20 protein-coding genes and 1 riboswitch are annotated in these 18178 nt (G+C 33.3%); of the genes, 10 read left to right on the top strand and 10 right to left on the bottom strand.

Annotated features, from left to right (window positions below; translation table 11 throughout):
• Positions 1-61: 61 nt before the first annotated feature.
• A riboswitch (cobalamin riboswitch) is annotated at positions 62-312 on the top strand.
• 29 nt (positions 313-341) lie between these two features.
• Positions 342-2192 (top strand): TonB-dependent receptor plug domain-containing protein, encoded by a 1851-nt coding sequence (locus HM986_RS07675; protein ID WP_179334502.1) that lies wholly within the window; start codon positions 342-344, stop codon positions 2190-2192.
• Between the two features lie 10 nt (positions 2193-2202).
• Positions 2203-3252, top strand: a complete 1050-nt coding sequence (locus tag HM986_RS07680) for a YncE family protein (RefSeq protein WP_179334503.1) — start codon at positions 2203-2205, stop codon at positions 3250-3252.
• A 104-nt stretch (positions 3253-3356) separates the two neighbouring features.
• Here the strand turns inward: HM986_RS07680 and HM986_RS07685 are convergent, their stop codons facing one another.
• Positions 3357-4790, bottom strand: coding sequence for a S41 family peptidase (locus HM986_RS07685; RefSeq protein ID WP_246288477.1), 1434 nt, complete (start codon positions 4788-4790; stop codon positions 3357-3359).
• Positions 4791-5110: 320 nt separating this feature from the next.
• Between HM986_RS07685 and HM986_RS07690 the strand changes: the two genes are divergently transcribed.
• From HM986_RS07690 to HM986_RS07705, 4 genes are read left to right on the top strand one after another with little or no spacing between them, the layout of a single operon-like run.
• Complete coding sequence (locus HM986_RS07690) at positions 5111-5620, top strand: RNA polymerase sigma factor (RefSeq protein WP_179334504.1); 510 nt, start codon at positions 5111-5113, stop codon at positions 5618-5620.
• The gene (locus HM986_RS07695) at positions 5607-6092 is read left to right on the top strand and encodes a hypothetical protein (protein WP_179334505.1); all 486 of its coding nucleotides are present in this window, start codon (positions 5607-5609) and stop codon (positions 6090-6092) included. The genes HM986_RS07690 and HM986_RS07695 overlap by 14 nt, the downstream gene beginning before the upstream one ends.
• A gap of 18 nt (positions 6093-6110) precedes the next feature.
• Positions 6111-6683 carry a DUF4252 domain-containing protein gene (locus HM986_RS07700; protein WP_179334506.1) on the top strand — a complete coding sequence of 191 codons (573 nt, stop codon included), beginning with the start codon at positions 6111-6113 and terminating at the stop codon, positions 6681-6683.
• A 40-nt stretch (positions 6684-6723) separates the two neighbouring features.
• Positions 6724-7269 carry a DUF4252 domain-containing protein gene (locus HM986_RS07705; RefSeq protein ID WP_179334507.1) on the top strand — a complete coding sequence of 182 codons (546 nt, stop codon included), beginning with the start codon at positions 6724-6726 and terminating at the stop codon, positions 7267-7269.
• A gap of 41 nt (positions 7270-7310) precedes the next feature.
• Here HM986_RS07705 and HM986_RS07710 read toward each other — a convergent pair whose 3' ends face one another.
• The 3 genes from HM986_RS07710 to HM986_RS07720 form a co-directional block, all read right to left on the bottom strand.
• Entirely contained in the window at positions 7311-7538 is a 228-nt protein-coding gene (locus tag HM986_RS07710) for a hypothetical protein (RefSeq protein ID WP_179334508.1), read from the bottom strand.
• Between the two features lie 12 nt (positions 7539-7550).
• Positions 7551-8894: an adenylosuccinate lyase gene (purB, locus tag HM986_RS07715; RefSeq protein ID WP_179334509.1), complete on the bottom strand. Its 1344-nt coding sequence runs from the start codon at positions 8892-8894 to the stop codon at positions 7551-7553.
• A 105-nt stretch (positions 8895-8999) separates the two neighbouring features.
• Entirely contained in the window at positions 9000-9566 is a 567-nt protein-coding gene (locus tag HM986_RS07720) for an adenylosuccinate lyase (RefSeq protein WP_179334510.1), read from the bottom strand.
• Positions 9567-9606: 40 nt separating this feature from the next.
• Here HM986_RS07720 and HM986_RS07725 point away from each other — a divergent pair, with 40 nt between their 5' ends.
• Both HM986_RS07725 and HM986_RS07730 read left to right on the top strand, forming a co-directional pair.
• Positions 9607-10080 carry a heme-binding domain-containing protein gene (locus tag HM986_RS07725; protein ID WP_179334511.1) on the top strand — a complete coding sequence of 158 codons (474 nt, stop codon included), beginning with the start codon at positions 9607-9609 and terminating at the stop codon, positions 10078-10080.
• A 51-nt stretch (positions 10081-10131) separates the two neighbouring features.
• Positions 10132-11361 (top strand): glycosyltransferase, encoded by a 1230-nt coding sequence (locus tag HM986_RS07730; RefSeq protein WP_179334512.1) that lies wholly within the window; start codon positions 10132-10134, stop codon positions 11359-11361.
• A gap of 39 nt (positions 11362-11400) precedes the next feature.
• On the opposite strand, the gene HM986_RS07735 is transcribed toward HM986_RS07730, so the two are convergent.
• From HM986_RS07735 to HM986_RS07745, 3 genes are all read right to left on the bottom strand, one after another.
• On the bottom strand, positions 11401-12195 hold the full coding sequence (locus tag HM986_RS07735) for an RluA family pseudouridine synthase (RefSeq protein ID WP_317167344.1): 795 nt from the start codon (positions 12193-12195) through the stop codon (positions 11401-11403).
• Positions 12196-12287: 92 nt separating this feature from the next.
• Positions 12288-12473, bottom strand: a complete 186-nt coding sequence (locus HM986_RS07740; protein ID WP_179334513.1) for a hypothetical protein — start codon at positions 12471-12473, stop codon at positions 12288-12290.
• A 77-nt stretch (positions 12474-12550) separates the two neighbouring features.
• Positions 12551-13225 (bottom strand): SIR2 family NAD-dependent protein deacylase, encoded by a 675-nt coding sequence (locus tag HM986_RS07745; protein WP_179334514.1) that lies wholly within the window; start codon positions 13223-13225, stop codon positions 12551-12553.
• A gap of 92 nt (positions 13226-13317) precedes the next feature.
• Between HM986_RS07745 and HM986_RS07750 the strand changes: the two genes are divergently transcribed.
• Both HM986_RS07750 and HM986_RS07755 read left to right on the top strand, forming a co-directional pair.
• Positions 13318-13974 carry a TrmH family RNA methyltransferase gene (locus HM986_RS07750; RefSeq protein WP_179334515.1) on the top strand — a complete coding sequence of 219 codons (657 nt, stop codon included), beginning with the start codon at positions 13318-13320 and terminating at the stop codon, positions 13972-13974.
• Positions 13975-14008: 34 nt separating this feature from the next.
• Positions 14009-14371 (top strand): VOC family protein, encoded by a 363-nt coding sequence (locus tag HM986_RS07755; protein WP_179334516.1) that lies wholly within the window; start codon positions 14009-14011, stop codon positions 14369-14371.
• Positions 14372-14381: 10 nt separating this feature from the next.
• Here the strand turns inward: HM986_RS07755 and HM986_RS07760 are convergent, their stop codons facing one another.
• From HM986_RS07760 to HM986_RS07770, 3 genes are all read right to left on the bottom strand, one after another.
• Entirely contained in the window at positions 14382-15182 is an 801-nt protein-coding gene (locus tag HM986_RS07760; protein ID WP_394354222.1) for a carboxypeptidase-like regulatory domain-containing protein, read from the bottom strand.
• Between the two features lie 198 nt (positions 15183-15380).
• On the bottom strand, positions 15381-17273 hold the full coding sequence (locus HM986_RS07765) for a DEAD/DEAH box helicase (protein WP_179334518.1): 1893 nt from the start codon (positions 17271-17273) through the stop codon (positions 15381-15383).
• A 295-nt stretch (positions 17274-17568) separates the two neighbouring features.
• On the bottom strand, positions 17569-18141 hold the full coding sequence (locus HM986_RS07770) for a non-canonical purine NTP diphosphatase (RefSeq protein ID WP_179334519.1): 573 nt from the start codon (positions 18139-18141) through the stop codon (positions 17569-17571).
• Positions 18142-18178 lie beyond the last annotated feature (37 nt).

Genomic DNA, 18178 nt, shown 5'->3' on the forward strand with positions numbered 1-18178 from the left:
TCATCTATTTAATCTACAAAATGAATAAGAAAAAGGACGACTAATCTCATAACTTTATTCTATTTTTGCCTCGAAATTAGGTTCTAATCGTTAACCGATTAGATTAAAAGGGAATCAAGTGAAAAGAGGCACGATTTACAATCGAAAATCTTCATTCTTGTACTGTTCCCGCAACTGTAAGTTTTATGCTCAATTAGATTGAGCATCTCATTTTTGAGAGTTATTATTTTCTTCAAAACCACTGACGTTCATGTTGGGAAGGTGAAATAATAAGAAACAAGTCAGGAGACCTGCCTAATTCAACGAAGACATCAAACTTTCGGGATAAAAGTGATTGCAGAATGATACGTGTAGTACTCTTTTTTTTATTGTTGTTATTTGGTAGTGTTGCTAAGTCACAGACACCTACTGATTCTATTCAGAAACTTGATGAAGTCATATTGAGCGATGTGAAATTGAAACGTTATGCTCATGGCTATAAAGTCACTGCTCTCGGAGACTCTTTACTTCAAAAGAATAGAAGCTCATTTACCGATCTTTTACGTTTTAATTCTAATCTCTATTTTAAGGAAAATGGGTATGGCATGGTCTCTTCACCTTCTTTTAGGGGTACCAATGCTTCACAAACTGCTGTAATATGGAATGGGATTTCCATTAATTCCCAACTAACGGGGCAAACTGATTTTAATACGATTAATACCACTAATTTTAATAGTGTAATAATACGTTCTGGTGGGGGCTCAGTACAATATGGTAGTGGTGCCATTGGTGGAAGTATCCATTTAAATAATACGTTGAGTTTTAATCCTCATTTTGATAATACGGTAACTTTATCGTATGGAAGTTATGAGACTAAGAATATCGGTTACCTGTCGTCTTATGCCAATGATAAATGGTCTTTTAATATTGGGGTAAATTATATTGACTCTGACAATGATTATAAATACCTAAATACTGATAAACGTAATACAAATGGAGCTTATTACAATGGGAGTGTCAATGCTAATGTCGGTCATGTCTTATCTAGTAAAGATGTCTTAAAGCTTTATCATCAGACGTTTATTGGTGAACGTGAATTTTCTGGCACCCTAAGTTCTCCTTCTTTGGCGAAATATGAGGATGAAAATTTTAGAACCATGTTAGAATGGTCGCGCAACGGAGATAAGGCGTTTTCGAAATTGAAAGTGGCACATTTACAAGAGCACTTTAAATACTTTGGTACTAAAAATACTGAAAATTTTACTTTCGGAAAGGTGAATACTTACCTCATTAACTATACAGCTGATATAGATGTATCAACAGATCTAAAATTGAAGCCAATAGTGTCTTATAATTATTACGAAGGTAGTGGCAGTAGTTTTGAAGATCCTAACCGACAGGAGTTTTCAACCACCGCACTGCTTCAGTACAAACCTAATGAGAAATGGCAATATGGACTGAATATAAGGCAGGATATAACGTCTGGTTTTGAAAGCCCTTTATTGTTTTCTTTTGATATCGCATACGATGTTACCAACTATTATACTTTAAAAATAAATGGCTCTAAGAACTACCGTGTACCGACATTTAACGATTTATATTGGCAACCAGGAGGTAACTTAGATCTAGTACCCGAAACCTCTTATCAAATAGATTTAGGTCAAGAAATAACATATAAAAGTGCTAAACTAAATTTTAACGCTTTTTATATAAAGACCACCGATCTCATTCAATGGAAACCGAATACTACAGGATTTTGGAGTCCAGAAAACATTGCTAAAACTCAAAATTTTGGAGCCGAAGCAAACTTGGACATCACCAAAAGGATTAAGACGCATCATTTTTCCTTACTAATGAATTATGCCTACACCGTTTCTGAAGATTTAGAAACCAATGCCCAATTAATTTATGTGCCTTACCATAAAGCAAATGTCAATTTGGCTTATGCCTACAAGCGTATGTCCTTATTTTTTCAACATTTATATAACGGAGAAGTATATACAACTCCAGAAAATTTGTCTGGCCGTTTTTATAGTGTAGAGGCTTATCAGGTAAGTAATTTAGGTGTAAGTTATCAGTTGTTCAAAACAAAATCACAGCAAATAGATGTAAGTTTAAAGGTGAATAATCTATTTAATACAGCATACGAGAACGTGGCATTTAGACCAATGCCAGATCGTAATTTTAATTTTCAAATTCAATATAAATTTTAAAACAAGTACAATGAAAAGAATCATTTTATCAATTTTTGCAATGTCATTATTAATCGTTTCGTGTTCAGAAGACAATGATGATAATATATCTACGGAACCTTTAGGTGCCTACGAAGATGGAATTATAATTAGTGGTGAAGGATCACCATCATCTATTTCTTATATATCAGAAGATTTAACGACTTCAGAAAATCAAATTTATTTCAATGCTAATAATGAAGCTACTGGGGTGTATTTACAATCTTTAGGCTTTAATGATGATAAAGCATATATTGTAGTAGATGCTGGTACAATTACGGTTGTTAATCGTTATACTTTTGAAAAGTTAGCAACTATTTCTACAGGATTAACTTATCCAAGGTATATTGCTTTTGCAAATGATAAAGGCTATGTTACAAATTGGGGAGATCCCAATGATGAAACTGATGATTTTATAGCTGTGGTAGACCTAACTGCTAATACAGTAATTAATACTATACCTGTTGGTAATGGGCCTGAGCAAATTTTAGTTGAAGATAATTTTCTGTATGTGTCTCATAAAGGAGCCTTTAGTACAAACAATATTGTTTCAGTGATAAATACGTCTTCAGATGTTCTAACAACAACAATCACTGTAAACGATAATCCAGATGAAATGATTGTGGATAATACTGGTGATTTAGTGGTTTTAAGTAGTGGGAAACCAGCTTGGACAGGTGATGAAACAAAGGCTGCAATAACAAAAATAGATATGGATACAAATACGGTATCTACAACACTAGAGTTTTCAGATGGAGAACATCCTGAATTAATGATGTATTTAAATGGAAATCTGTATTACAACTTAGGAAGTTCAGTTTTGAGTATAACGGATGATGCTACTGCTGTAACATCAACACCTCTATTTACAACAGGAGCAACAACTTTATATGGAATGGCAGCAAAAGATGATCGTTTGTATTTTGTAGATGCAGTTGATTATACTAGTGCAGGGCAATTGTTCATCTATGATGAAACGAGCTATTCTTTAATAAATAGTTTTACAGCGCCAGTAGTAGCTTCAAAAATATATTTTAATTAACTATAAACATGATTTAAGATTATTAAGTCTGTTCCTATTTTTTGATTAAAAAAGCCGCTTTTTACATTTTGTAGAAAGCGGCTTTATTTTTTTTAATGAATAAATTAATCAATAAACATATCCTGTTCTAAAGCAGAAATTGGTTTTATAATTTCTATAAATTGAAGATTTTCATTAATACCAGATCGATTTACAGGTCGGTCAGTTGTCGTTATTTGGGCGATAGCTTCGGCCAATAACGGTTCGTTTACATCACCTAAAGTTCCTAACGTGCTGAAAGTTTCACTAATAGCTATATCTGGAATAATTCCGTTAGGTGGCACTAGTAAATCATTAACGTTTGTAGAATTGGCAATTAAGGGTTGCATTGCATACGTATGACCTTGATTTACATTTTCAAACGAAAAGTCAGGTGAATCATAAATTGTTCGTGAGGCTTGCGTTTTTCCTACAGTATTTTCTCCAATAACGACGACTTCTATATAAGGTTTTAAGCTATTAATTATTAGCTCGCTAGCAGATGCTGTTCTTCTATTGGTGGTTAATACATATATTTTTGAAAGGTTAAGGCTGTTAATTGCACCTATATCTTCAATGGAATTGGTAAATAAGTAGTTGCGATCATTGTTGCTTAAGTTTTCATTATAAAATAATTTTGAATAAATCTCGCCATTATATTGCCCTGTAACCATGCTTCCTAAATAAGCAGCTGTTTGCACAGAACCTCCGCCATTGTAGCGAAGATCTAAGACTAATTCAGATACTCCTGCAGATTTAAATTCCCCAAAAGCGTTATTTAATTCGCTATCAAAATTTTGATTAAAACCATTATACATTAAGTAGCCAATATTAACGTTGTTAATATTCAAAACCTCTGAAACATGTACTGGGTTTTCGGTATATATTACTTTGGTTAAATCGGCACTATCTCCAGTTAATTCTAAAGTGTCATCTGCGGTTGCTGGCGTACCGTTATCATTGTAACTCGCAAAATTTAAGGTATAAGAATTTTGACCATAGAGTAAATTGATATAGTTAGAATCTGTTAAATTGGTGCTGTCGACTGCTCTAAATATTTGACCACGCTGTAATCCTAAATTGTCCGCAACACTATTATTTAAAACTAAGGTAATGACTCCAAATATTTCAGTATTGCTTCCGGGAATACGGTATAAATTAAATTCTAAACCATCAGTTAAAGTTGTACCAGACTGCTGGTTTTGTAAATCAAAATAGTTCTCGTAGATTCTACTAAACCGATCCACGGTATCCGGGTTATATTTTAAGGATTCAAATAAAACTTCAGGACTATTAAAATCACTTAAATAAGTGGTGTAATCTTCATCAGAAATAAATCTGCCTTCATTTAAATCAGGGACATCAGACTTATATAAATATACTATATTCATTCCTTTCCAAACAAAATCATTAATGTTTAATGTAGAAGTTGGTACGATATTATCATCCATATCGTCAAAACAACCTGTCATTGTAACCATAGCAACACAAGTCAGTAATATAATTCTAATTGTTTTCATAATGTAGTTTTTATTTTATAAGTAGCAACGTCTTATCTCTTAGTGTAAAACTCTAAATTTACTTACATTATTGTTAAATAAAAAAATGAAGAGATATTATCTTTTTATTTGTGAACGAGAATAAAGGTTTATGTGCTCTAATGAAATCAATTTTACATTGCATAGTGTGATCTAAGAAATTTAAAAATTAGGATGCAAAATGCAAATTCGTAGATAAGAGAAGAAGATTAAATGACTCCGACGTGTAACAAAACATAAAGTGTATCGTCGTAATAATGAAGGCGAATAACAACCGACTTTACCAACCAATCAAAAACGTAATGAAGCAAGCAGATTTTGTAAGCTTAGTAATGCCATTTAAGGATAAAGTGTTTCGTTTAGCAAAACGATTACTAGTTTCTCGTGAAGAGGCAGAAGATGCCACACAAGAGATACTTTTGAAATTATGGAAGAACAACAAAAAGATTGGGGATTATAAAAATGTAGAAGCATTTTCAATGACGATGACAAAGAATTTTTGCTTAGACCGATTAAAATCGAGACAGGCACAGAATTTAAAAATTGTTCATAATAACTATACAGATAACAATGCATCATTACAACATCAGGTTGAAGCAAAGGATAGCGTGGATTGGGTATCTAAAATAATGGAAGAGCTACCAGAACAACAAAAAATAATAGTGCAATTAAGAGATATTGAAGAATATGATTTTTCAGAGATCGCAAAAATGTTAGACATGAATGAAACAGCGATAAGAGTCAATTTATCTAGAGCACGAAAAACAATAAGAGAAAAATTAACTAATACACATCAATATGGTATTAAATAATATAAAAACATTAATAGAAAAGTATAATAATGCAGAAACATCTTTGCAAGAAGAAGCGCAACTAAAGGCGTACTTCAACGGAGATCATGTGGCACCAGAATTTGAGCATTACAAGCCCATGTTTATATACTTTTCTAAATCAAAACAAGAACAGTATACCAAAGACGTTCCATTAAACTCTAAGAAAACAAAATTGTATCAATGGATTTCTGTCGCAGCTGTTGCCGTTCTAATGCTTGGTTTAATTGTGCCAAGTTTTATGGGTCCTACAGAAGAGGAAAAACAAGAAGCCCTTATGGTGTATAACCAAACGATGGAAGCTTTTAGTTTAATTTCTTTAGGGATGAATGAAGGAAAAACACAATTATCAAGTTTAGCTTTAGTTGGTGAGAACATCAAAGAAGGTGCTCAACAAGCAAGTAAACTAAGCCAATTTAGTATAATGACAAACAAAATTTTGAAAAACAATTAAAACAAAAAATCACGAATTATGAAGAAATTAATTATAATCACAGCCCTTTTATTGACACCAATATTGACATTCGCTCAAGGTATATTCGATAAATATGAAGATATTGATGTGGTCGCATCCTTCGTTATTAATCAAAAGGCTTTTAGAATGTTAGCCACTATAGATATGGATATTGATGATCCTGAAGCGAAAGAATTTATGGAAATGGTTAAGAAAATAACCGGACTTAAAGTATTCACTACAGGAGATGATAAAGTATCTGCGGATATGAAGTCTACAGTAGATTCTTATCTAAAATCGTCTAAGCTTGAAGAATTAATGCGCTTTAAAGATGGTGATCAAACCGTAAAGTTTTACGTAAAAGAAGGTAAAGACGAAAACCATGTAAAAGAATTACTGATGTTTATGTCAGGTTTGAAGGAGTTAACTGAAGGACAAGATATAGAAATTAACGGTAAAAAACGCGTGTTTGAAACCGTTGTATTGTCCTTAACAGGAGATATTGATTTAAGACAAATCTCAAAAATTACCAATACAATGGATATTCCAGGTGGTGAGCAGTTAAAGAAAGCAGGTGATAAGAAAAACTAATATTAACTAAAAAAGACAACCATTTTTGTGGTCGATAAATATGATACAATCAATCAAAAAATCAATAGTAATGTTGCTTTTGGTTACCGCTTTTACCAGCTGTAACCAAGGGCCTACATTGCAAACCTATTACGTAGATAATGAATTAAAACCTGGTTTTGCGTCGTTTGATGTGCCAACAAGTTTTATAAATGTTGAGAATGTTGACTTAACTGAAGAGCAAGAAGAAGCTTATAACTCTGTGGATAAGTTGAATGTCTTAACATTTATGAAAGATGATACAGATACTGAAGACTATAAACTAGAATTAGAGAAGGTAAATACCATTCTTAAGAATCCTAAATACGAAGAATTAATGCGTGGTGGTAATGCTGTGGATGGAAAATTTGTGGTGAAGTTTTTAGGCGATATCGATAATATAGATGAGCTTATCATTTTTGGGAATGCTAAAAACAAGGGCTTTGTAATCGCTAGGATTTTAGGTGATGATATGAATGCTAGCAAATTAATGTCTTTAAGTTCTGTATTGGAAAAGGCAGATTTTGATAAAGCTAAATTAAAAGGATTAACAGATTTTTTTAAGTAACCTGAATAGGCCCAAGTGTAATAGGTCTTAATATTTAAATATTAATGTGAATCGTCTTGAGGAATATCCTTAAGACGATTTTCTTTAATATCATTTCTCACTGCATAGTGAACCGCAAAAACAAACAACGTTCCAACCGCTAAAAATAAAATTCCTTTTACAATTATATAGTCAAGCACATCTAACAAACCAGCTATGAATATGCTTAAGGTTATAAGCGTTACGCAAGTTAAGGCTTGAGAGTCTGGTGATGTTGGTAGAAATTTCACAGATTTTAAAAATTAGATTCCAGTATAATTACTAGGTGTAATCGCTTTTAATTCCGACTTAATAGCATCAGAAACCTCTAAGGTATCAATAAAATTTGAAATAGAAGTTTGTGTTATTGCTTCGTTAGTTCTTGTAAGTCCTTTTAAAGCTTCATATGGGTTAGGATAACTTTCGCGTCTCAGTATGGTTTGAATAGCTTCGGCAACCACAGCCCAATTGTTTTCTAAATCTTGAGCGAACTTAGGTTCGTTCAATAATAATTTCCCTAAGCCTTTCACTGTAGATTTAAACGCAATAAGTGTATGTCCGAATGGCACACCCACATTTCTTAAAACGGTACTATCCGTTAAATCACGTTGTAATCTAGAAAGAGGTAATTTCGCAGAAAGGTGCTCAAAAATAGCATTTGCAATTCCTAAATTCCCTTCACTATTTTCAAAATCAATAGGATTTACTTTATGTGGCATTGCAGAACTTCCGACTTCACCAGCTTTAATTTTTTGCTTAAAATAATCCATTGACACATAGGTCCAAATATCTCTATCTAAGTCAATAATTATAGTGTTAATACGTTTTAAGGCATCAAATAAAGCTGCAACATGATCGTAATGCTCTATCTGTGTTGTTGGAAAAGAATGGTGTAAGCCTAATTTTTCTTGAACAAATTTAGTTCCAAAGGCTTTCCAGTCGATATTAGGATATGCGACTTTGTGAGCATTGAAGTTTCCGGTTGCACCACCAAATTTAGCGGCACTAGGTACATCGTTTAATAAATTGAATTGCTCTTTTAATCGTACTGCAAAAACCTCAATCTCTTTTCCTAAACGTGTTGGCGATGCTGGTTGACCATGTGTTCTTGCTAACATTGGGATATGTCCCCAATCTTTTGCTAGGCCTTCAATTTTTTCTAAAAGTAATAAATATTCAGGAACGTAAACATCATTCATCGCCTCCTTAATACTTAAAGGAATTGCAGTATTATTGATGTCTTGAGAGGTTAACCCAAAGTGTATAAATTCCTTGTAAGCAGATAAGTCTAATGCATCAAATTTTTCTTTTATAAAATATTCAACTGCTTTTACATCGTGATTAGTAACGCTTTCAATCTCCTTAATTGCAGAAGCATCAACGGCTGTAAAATTTTTATAAATAGCTCTTAAATCTTCAAAAACAGATGAAGAAACGGAGTCTAATTGCGGTAATGGTAATTCACACAGGGCAATAAAATATTCAATCTCTACTAAAACACGATATTTAATCAGTGCTTCTTCTGAAAAATAATTGCCTAAAGCTTCAACTTTAGATCGGTATCTACCATCGATTGGTGAAATTGCATTAAGAGGTGAAAGTGCCATTTATGTTGGTTTTTTTGAAGTGGTAAATATATGGAAGTATGTTTGAAGTTTGAAGCTCGAAGCACGAAGTTTTTAGGATATTTTTTAACACCAAGCTTCCAAATGCTAACGATGCTTTATCTTCTTCAAAATATGCTTAGCTCTAGCTTTGAATCCTGAACTTTGCATTTCATAATCGCGCTCTAAAATAATAGCGAGTTCAGGGTGGATCCAATCATATTCAGTTCCTAAAAGAAATAGACTATTCATGCTATAAGCTTTAGGTGCAATTTTTTCATCATTAATCATCCAATCGAAGCAAGCTTCTACAATTTTTTCTTTATGCGTTTCAGAAAGTGCTGTTGTGATGGCATTGACCGTTTTGGAGTAATGAGCTTTGGTTAAATATTCGCAAATCTTTGCTATAGGTCTGACCGCTGGATCTAAATGTACTTTTGAAATATTATTAGTAAAACTCTCGAGATGCGGAATAATAGCGGTTAGTTTTTCTCCACACATAAACTCAAAAACCCAAGCAGCTCGGCATGAAATTTTATCATCCACATCAAAAAGAATATCTAAGAGTGGAGGTATCAATTCCGGATTATCAATAACGAGATTAGCATACTTTAATCGCATGTCTCGCGAATGATTAACGTAATTCAATTCCTTATAAAGTTCTGCTTTGGTCAAATGTAAATTGGTTACTTTAGAGCTTTAAAAATAATCAAAAATGAAGATTATAAAAAAGATAGGCCTTTTACTTTTAATAATATTTGCAGTGGCTCAATTTTTTGGACCTGAAAGAAATGAGGAGACTATTATTTCGGTTAATGCTTTTTTCGCAGATACTAATCCACCCGAAGATGTTAAAAAAAATCTTAAATATGCATGTTTAGATTGTCATAGTGATAGTACAGAATATCCTTGGTATAATAAAATTACTCCTGTAAATTATTGGTTGGCAGGTCATGTAACAGATGGAAAAAAGCATTTGAATCTTTCTAAATGGAATGATTATGATGACAAAAGGAAGGATCATAAACTCAATGAATTGATTGAAATGGTTAAAACCAAAGAAATGCCATTAGACAGCTATACTTGGGTACATAATGAAGCCAAATTATCAGCGGCGCAAATTGAATCTCTTGTAACTTGGGCAAATGCAGTCCGTTTAAAGTATGTGTTTCTAAAAGAACCTCAGTAAATAAATACTTATTTAGAAAACAATCCTGAATTGGAATCTTAGAATTAATTCATGAAAAAATTATTAGTTATCGGTTTTGTTTGGCCAGAACCTAAAAGTTCTGCTGCAGGAACACGTATCATTCAGTTGATATTACAATTTCAAAATCAAGGGTTTGAAGTGACGTTTTCTTCTGCAGCTAAAACATCTTACAATACCTTCGATTTAAATATTATAAATGTTGAAATGAAGCCAATTCTTTTAAATGATTCATCTTTTGATGTATTTGTAAAAGACTTAAACCCAGATGTTGTGTTGTTTGATCGGTTTATGTCCGAAGAACAGTATGGTTGGAGAGTTGCGGAGCAATGTCCTAATGCAATTCATGTTTTAGATACTGAAGATTTTCATGGTTTGCGTAAAGCTAGGGAAGTAGCTCTAAAACAAAATGAAACCGTTAACGTATCTCATTTGCAAAATGATACTACCAAACGCGAAATTGCTAGTATTTATCGTTGTGACCTAAGTTTAATAATATCTGAAGCTGAAATAGATATATTAACCGACCAATTTCAAATCGATAAAAACTTACTTCATTATTTACCATTTCTATTAGAGCCCATTTCTGAAATTGATATTAAATATTTGCCAACTTTTGAAAACAGACACCATTTTGTAACTATTGGTAATTTTTTACACGCACCAAACTATGATGCAGTTTTGTATTTAAAACAAAGTATTTGGCCATTAGTGAGACAGCAATTACCAAAAGCAGAATTGCATATTTATGGTGCTTATGAATCGCAAAAAGTAACGCAACTCAATAATAGTAAAGAAGGATTTATAATAAAAGGCTTTGCAGAAGATGTTAATGACGTTATGCAAAATGCTAAGGTCTGTTTTGCTTCTTTACGTTTTGGGGCTGGCTTAAAAGGAAAATTAGTAGATGCCATGCAAAATGGAACCCCGTGTGTTATGACATGTGTCGCCGCAGAAGGAATGTTTGGTAGTTTGGATGAAAATGGATTTATATCAGATGAGCCAAATGCTTTCGCAAAGAAAGCCATAGAACTTTATATACAACCCGAATTATGGCAAGAAAAGCAACAAAATGGATTCAATATTTTGAGCCAGCGTTTTAATAAAACTAATTTTGAAAAAGGTCTTACATCTAAGATCTTAGAATTGTCTACCCATCTAAGTGCACATCGAGAACGCAATTTTATAGGACAATTATTTAGGCATCAAACTATGCAGAGTTCTAAATATATGAGTAAATGGATTGAAGCTAAGAATGCGTAATATTGTAGTATGTAAATCTTATCACCATAGTTCGTTCAACTATAGCAAAATATCAAATATTTTTTTGAAGTTAAGTGGAAATTCATCTTTTATATAAAGGACTTTTTTTGTAAATGGATGTGTAAATTTTAAAGAATACGCGTGCAGATACAGTCCTTTTCCATTTAAAATAAGCGATTCTTTTCCGTAATCCTTATCTCCCAAGATAGGGTTTCCTATACTAGATAAATGTTTACGTAATTGGTGGCGCCGACCTGTTAAAGGTTCTAATTCTACGAGATTTAATTGTCCGAATCTTTCAGAGCTAACTGATTGATGGACTTTGTAATTAGATTGACAAGGTTTTTTATCAATTTCTGTGGTGATGCAGCCTTCGGTTTTCATATCACCGATAGTAACGGCATAGTAAGTTTTCTTAACGGCTCTGTCTTCGAAAAGTTTGTTTAAAGCACGAATGCTACTACTTGTTTTTCCAACTAATAAAATACCGGTGGTAGCAAAATCTAAACGATGAACAGGCTGCGGTTGAGTTGTATCATCTAATGGACTTCGTTTTAGATTCTGAACTAAAGCGTTGGCAATCGTTTTAAAATGATTGCCACTTACTAAAATTCCACCAGGTTTATGGATCACAGCTAAGTAATCGTCTTCAAACAGTACTTTGAGTTTAAAGATTAATCTTTTCTTCGGACTTAAATTTTTAGGAACAGATAAAGTAATAGATTCTCCACCATGTATATAGGTTGCTGAAGTGGCAATAGCATCATCTACAGTAATATAATCTTTTTTTAAGGCTTTCTTAAAAGCTGATTTTGTAGGAAACGCATCAAACACTCCAACACCATATTCTTGAAGTCGGATAGCAGTAGAACGCTTAGGTACAATATGAGTTTCGTTTTGTTTGATTTTGGTGGTTTTAAAGAATGCTATTTAGCTGTTTTTAATTTATCAAAAATTAGACCAGTTAATAGGAGTCCGATACCTATACCTATGAATGAACCTCTTGCTACATCAGGTAATTCTGTAAATCGAGCAAATATTTGAGATATGGCAACTATAAAGATTCCAGTAGATATTAGAAGTAATGTTTTCTTTTTTGTTATTGTTTTCATCTTTTTAGCATTTGATATATGAGTCCCTTGTTTATAATTATTGTTACACGTTTTAGTCTAAAAATAAGATAATTTTTTTAATCTAAAATCTGTAATAATGTTTTAACACCTTCTGTTGCGGATTTGGCAATAACATGAATTTTACCGTTTTTATCCATGGCAGGTTTTGGGTCAATATAATAAATTGGCGTCTCAACTGGAGCAAAATCTAGTAATCCTGCAGCTGGGTAAACTTGCATGCTCGTGCCAATAATCACTAAAATATCAGCTTGCTGGCAAATTTCTACGGCTTTATCAATCATAGGAACAGCTTCGCCAAACCATACGATATGTGGTCGGAGTTGATAGCCGCTTTCACAATTATCGCCTAAATGAATGTCTTCGGTCCATACCTTGATGTCATTTTCATTTTTGGTGCTTCGTATTTTACGCAGTTCACCATGTAAATGAATAACGTTACTACTACCTGCACGCTCATGTAAGTCATCTACGTTTTGGGTAATAATACTGACTTTATAATTGATTTCTAAGAGTGCGAGATCTTTATGTGCTTGGTTAGGTTGAACTTCTTTTAGTTGTTTTCTCCTCTCATTATAGAAATTTAAGACTAATTCAGGATTACGTTGAAAACCTTCGGGAGTAGCCACAGCCATAACATCGTGTCCTTCCCATAGTCCATCTGCATCTCTAAATGTTTTGATACCACTTTCGGCGCTCATGCCAGCTCCTGTTAATACAACTATATGTTTCATGAGTTTTATTTAATGTTAATTATAATCATTTACTTGAATGTTTACGCTTTGAACATATTCGTTTCATATTATAAAATTACTATTTTTGGGTCATGCAAGACCTTAAACTTCTAGAATACTTAGAAACATTTCTTACCGAAAGCCGTATTGAGCGCTTTAATAGTGTTTTACCCAATAGGACAAAACATTTTACCGTTGCCACAGAAGATGTCTATCAGTTGCATAACACGAGTGCTGTGATGCGATCTTGTGATGTATTTGGTATACAAGAATTGAATATTGTCGAAGAAGTAAATTCAAAAAGTATCGATAGAGAAATTGCGATGGGAGCTCAAAAATGGGTGGATTTGAATCGCTATAACTCAGTTAAAGATTGTATAGCCAATTTAAAAGAGAAAGATTACCAAATCGTAGCGACAACTCCACATGTAGATGATTGTGAATTAATAGATTTTGACATCACTAAAAAATCATGCTTTTTCTTCGGTAGAGAAACAGAAGGCTTATCGCAGCAAGTGATTGATAATGCCGATTGCTTCTTGAAAATCCCAATGGTTGGTTTTACAGAAAGTTTGAATATATCGGTTTCTGCAGCCATCATTCTTCAGCATGTTACAGCCCAATTAAGAAAATCGTCAATTACTTGGCAATTAACTGAGGACGAAATTATTGAAAAACGTTTTGATTGGATAAATAAAACTTTAAAAGATTATGATGCGATTGTAGAGCGTTATAAATTGAAAGGATAATTGTTGTAATTTTAAGGGACTAAAAGGATATATTATGGTAGGTTGGTTTGAAATTCCTGTAAACGATATGAATCGTGCTAAATCGTTTTATGAGACGGTTTTTAAAGTTGAAATTAAAGATGTAGAATTTAATGGCTTGAAAATGGGCTGGTTTCCTGGTAATAATGGAGAATACGGGGCAACCGGAACTCTGATTAAGCAAAATTCTTATATCCCTAGTAAGGAAGGCACATTGATTTATTTTATATCAAAAAATGTGCAAATAGAGCTCGATAGAGTAGAAGCTGCTGGTGGAAAAATAGGGTTAGAGAAAACCAAAATTTCTGATGAAAATGGTTTTATGGGAATGTTTATTGACACGGAAGGTAATAGAATCGCTTTACACTCTGACGCATAGACGTTGAGTTCTAATCTTTTTTATTACTTTTTCGCTCTTTACTTCTTTTAATCACTTTATATTCTTCGTAGCATTCGCTTATCGCATCTAAAATTTGAAGATCATTAGCAGTGTTAATGAAATCTTTAGAATAGTTACATTGGTTAACTATTTCGTCTAAGTCAAATTTAGTTACTTGTAAAAGCACTAATAACATTTCTCTATCAAAACGCTTAGATAACTGACTTCTAATCTCATCATCTTCTTTCATTTTCTTTAATCGGTGCATTTCGTTAGGCTTTCGACCAAACATATTATATAAGAAATCTGCAGGATTAAATATGGCACCAAGTACTTTAGTTGCAATGTTAGGTTTGCCAGCTTCATAACCTTGGCCTGGTAAGCCCGAAATACGATAACGATTATTAGATGTTACAGGAACCTGATTCATGTCAACTTTTAAATACCCTGTTAACTCAAGTTGTTTTACTGTAACTTCTTCTAATGCTAAGGCGAGTTCGGTCATTTCAATTTTTGTGCTTCCAAATTTTAACCAGTCATTAGTTACTCTCACTCTTATAGATTTAAAACCTAAATACGATAAATGTAAGGTGTCATTGACGTTAGCTTTTATTTCAAAGACACCATCATCGTCCGTTGCCGTACCTATAACCTGATTAATATTTACAATATTAGCTTCAGTTAGAGGTAAACTCGTCGAAGCACTAACTATTGTTCCTTTAACTTTAGTCGGTGTTTTAGTTGCTGTACTGTCTTGGCTAAAACCATTGACTGTAATGAAACAAAAAAATAAAATAAATAGATATCGCATGCACATGTGTTACGAGGTAAAGGTAATAAAGAAAACGGATTTAACAGTTTGCATGCTTAGATTTGACTTAAAATTAACTTTTTTGAATATTAAATTAAACAATTAGGCTCTATAAAAAAATCCAAAACTTGAAAGTGAAACTTCAAATTTTGGATTTTAGATTAATATATTTTTTAGAATATACGGTATATTATTAATTTAGTCACGTCTTCTAGAACGTCTTGGCCTTTCTGAACCCGCGCTACTAGATTCTGAAGGGCGTCTATCACCTCTAGAGTCGTTGAATTTTCTATCGCCTCTATCGCTAGAGCGTCTATCACCTCTGTTTCCAGATCCTCCATCATCAGAACGTCTGCCTCCAGAACGTCTTTCTCCTCTTGGGTTATCATCGCGTCTGCGACTTCCGCCACCGCCACCAGAGCGTCTTTCGTTTCCACCGCGGTTTCTTCCGCCACTTCTACCACCACGACTTCTACCACCTTTGTCAGCGCTTACTTCAACGTTTACAAAACGTCCATCATGTTTAAAGTCTGTAAAAAAGGCAAGTACTTTTTCTTGTAAACCTTTTTCCGTATTAAAGAATGAAAAACTTTCTTTAACGTCAACTTTAAAAACATCGTCACGTCCTAACTCTAACTGTTCTTTTAAGAAATCTTTCAATTTCATCCAATCAAAACCATCTTTACTACCAACGTTAATAAAATAACGAGAATCGTTAGATTGTTTATCGTAATCGCGTCCACCATCTCTATCAGAATCTCTGACTTGAACGCTACCTAAATCTTTCGATTTTTGATAGTAATTAAAGAAACGATTGAATTCTACTGAGAAGAATTTTTTAATTAAGTCTTCCTTATTAGTATCTGCAAATAACGTATTGATACTATCAATATGTTTATCAATTTCGTGATTTGTCTCCGTTGTATGGATTTTGTTTGCTAAAGACATTAACTGTACTTCAACAATATCACCACCTGAAGGGATTTCTTTTTGCTCGAATTGTTTTTTGATGATACGTTCAATGCTTTTAATCTTTCTAACTTCGCTTTTAGAAACAATAACCATTGAGATTCCTGTTTTACCAGCACGTCCTGTTCTACCAGATCGGTGTGTGTAAATTTCAGCCTCATCAGGTAATTGATAATTAATTACGTGTGTAATATCATCAACATCAATACCACGAGCCGCGACATCAGTGGCTACCAACATTTGTATTTGCTGGTTTCTGAAAGATTTCATCACCAAATCACGTTGGTTCTGACTTAAATCTCCGTGTAAAGCTCCTGCTGAATACCCATCTTCAATTAAGTTTTCGGCTACTTTTTGTGTATCGCGTTTAGTACGACAGAAAATCACAGAAAAGATATCTGGATTAGCATCTGCTAAACGTTTTAATGCTTGGTAACGATCTCTGGCGTTAACTAAATAGTATTCGTGAGAAACGTTGTTAGTGCTTTCATTTTTATTTCCTACGGTTATTTCTGTAGGATTAGCCATAAATTTCTTAGCAATAGTTGCTACTTCTTTAGGCATTGTCGCAGAGAATAACCATGTGTTTTTTTCTTCTGGCGTATGAGAAAGAATATCTGTGATATCTTCCTTAAAGCCCATGTTTAGCATTTCATCTGCTTCATCTAAAACGCTGTATTGTATTTTAGAGATGTCAACCATTCTACGGCTAATCATATCTTTCATACGTCCAGGAGTTGCTACAATAATTTGTGCACCACGTTTTACTTCTCTTGCTTGATCAGAAATACTAGATCCACCATAAATGGCTACAACATTTAATCCTTTACAGTATTTACCATAAAGTTTAAGTTCGTTGGTGATCTGTAAACATAGTTCGCGAGTAGGAGATAAGATAAGACCTTGTGTAGTTCTGCTATCAATATCTATTTTTTGCAACATCGGAAATCCGAAAGCTGCTGTTTTTCCTGTTCCAGTTTGCGCCAAAGCAACTAAGTCTTTGTCTTCTTCTAATAAAAGTGGAATTGCTTTTGCTTGTACTTCACTAGGTTTTTCAAATCCTAAATCCGTAATAGCGCGTAAAAGGTCTTCATTAAGACCGAGTTCTTGAAATGTGCTCATTTTTGAGTATATGTATTCGATTATGTTCTGTTGGTGTTACAAAAGAAGCGAATCGACATACTAAACACTTAAACTTCTAGGTAACACATCCTCACTCTGAGGAATTTACAAAATCCTAATAGGAATTTTTTGCAAGGTGCAAATGTATAACAATTAATTGGATAATCAATTAATGTTGTTTTTCCTTTGGTAGTTTGCAATATTTCAGATGTTTATGGTAATTAGTGAAGAGGGATAACGCACAAAAATGATAGGGCGTACATTAAAAATATTTTAGCTTTAATGGCAATTTACATTAATTCTTTAAAAATTCAATCAGTTTAAAAACTGCTTTCCCTCGATGTCCAATCTTGTTTTTCTCTTCAAGAGAAATTTCAGCAAATGTTTTATTATGACCTTCAGCTTTAAAGACAGGGTCGTAGCCAAAACCACCTTCACCATGTTCTTCACTAGTAATTGTGCCTTTGCAAATCCCTGTAAATGTTTTTAACTCACCATTAATGTGTAATGCAATCACAGTTTTAAATTGCGCATTTCGGTTGTGTTTGTTTCTGAGTTCTGTCAGTAATTTATTGGTATTGTCATCAGCATTACGTTGAGGACCTGCGTAACGTGCGGAAAAGACTCCGGGCTCACCGTTTAAAGCTTCAACTTCTAAACCGGTATCATCAGCAAAACAATCGTAACCATAATGCTTTTTTAAGTATTCTGCTTTCTGTATCGCATTACCTTCAATGGTAGGTTGGGTTTCAGGGATGTCTTCGTTGCAAGCAATATCTTTTAAACTTAAAAGTTTAATATGTTCTGGTAACATCGATTGTACTTCTTTCAGTTTATTTAAGTTATTAGTTGCGAAAACAAGTTGCATATTTTGAGCTTATTTAGTTTAATTTTGCTTTTGTAAA

It is taken from the genome of Winogradskyella costae (assembly GCF_013403865.1).
Classification (GTDB): Bacteria; Bacteroidota; Bacteroidia; order Flavobacteriales; family Flavobacteriaceae; genus Winogradskyella; species Winogradskyella costae.

Excerpts from the sequence above, each read along its gene's own strand:
- HM986_RS07675 (WP_179334502.1), top strand. The coding sequence starts at position 342 with ATGATACGTGTAGTACTCTTTTTTTTATTGTTGTTATTTGGTAGTGTT.
- HM986_RS07770 (WP_179334519.1), bottom strand. The coding sequence starts at position 18,141 with ATGCAACTTGTTTTCGCAACTAATAACTTAAATAAACTGAAAGAAGTA.
- HM986_RS07760 (WP_394354222.1), bottom strand. The coding sequence starts at position 15,182 with ATGCGATATCTATTTATTTTATTTTTTTGTTTCATTACAGTCAATGGT.
- HM986_RS07745 (WP_179334514.1), bottom strand. The coding sequence starts at position 13,225 with ATGAAACATATAGTTGTATTAACAGGAGCTGGCATGAGCGCCGAAAGT.
- HM986_RS07725 (WP_179334511.1), top strand. The coding sequence starts at position 9,607 with ATGAAGATTATAAAAAAGATAGGCCTTTTACTTTTAATAATATTTGCA.
- HM986_RS07700 (WP_179334506.1), top strand. The coding sequence starts at position 6,111 with ATGAAGAAATTAATTATAATCACAGCCCTTTTATTGACACCAATATTG.
- HM986_RS07685 (WP_246288477.1), bottom strand. The coding sequence starts at position 4,790 with ATGAAAACAATTAGAATTATATTACTGACTTGTGTTGCTATGGTTACA.
- HM986_RS07695 (WP_179334505.1), top strand. The coding sequence starts at position 5,607 with ATGGTATTAAATAATATAAAAACATTAATAGAAAAGTATAATAATGCA.
- HM986_RS07730 (WP_179334512.1), top strand. The coding sequence starts at position 10,132 with ATGAAAAAATTATTAGTTATCGGTTTTGTTTGGCCAGAACCTAAAAGT.
- HM986_RS07690 (WP_179334504.1), top strand. The coding sequence starts at position 5,111 with ATGAAGCAAGCAGATTTTGTAAGCTTAGTAATGCCATTTAAGGATAAA.
- purB (WP_179334509.1), bottom strand. The coding sequence starts at position 8,894 with ATGGCACTTTCACCTCTTAATGCAATTTCACCAATCGATGGTAGATAC.
- HM986_RS07765 (WP_179334518.1), bottom strand. The coding sequence starts at position 17,273 with ATGAGCACATTTCAAGAACTCGGTCTTAATGAAGACCTTTTACGCGCT.
- HM986_RS07750 (WP_179334515.1), top strand. The coding sequence starts at position 13,318 with ATGCAAGACCTTAAACTTCTAGAATACTTAGAAACATTTCTTACCGAA.
- HM986_RS07705 (WP_179334507.1), top strand. The coding sequence starts at position 6,724 with ATGATACAATCAATCAAAAAATCAATAGTAATGTTGCTTTTGGTTACC.
- HM986_RS07680 (WP_179334503.1), top strand. The coding sequence starts at position 2,203 with ATGAAAAGAATCATTTTATCAATTTTTGCAATGTCATTATTAATCGTT.
- HM986_RS07740 (WP_179334513.1), bottom strand. The coding sequence starts at position 12,473 with ATGAAAACAATAACAAAAAAGAAAACATTACTTCTAATATCTACTGGA.
- HM986_RS07755 (WP_179334516.1), top strand. The coding sequence starts at position 14,009 with ATGGTAGGTTGGTTTGAAATTCCTGTAAACGATATGAATCGTGCTAAA.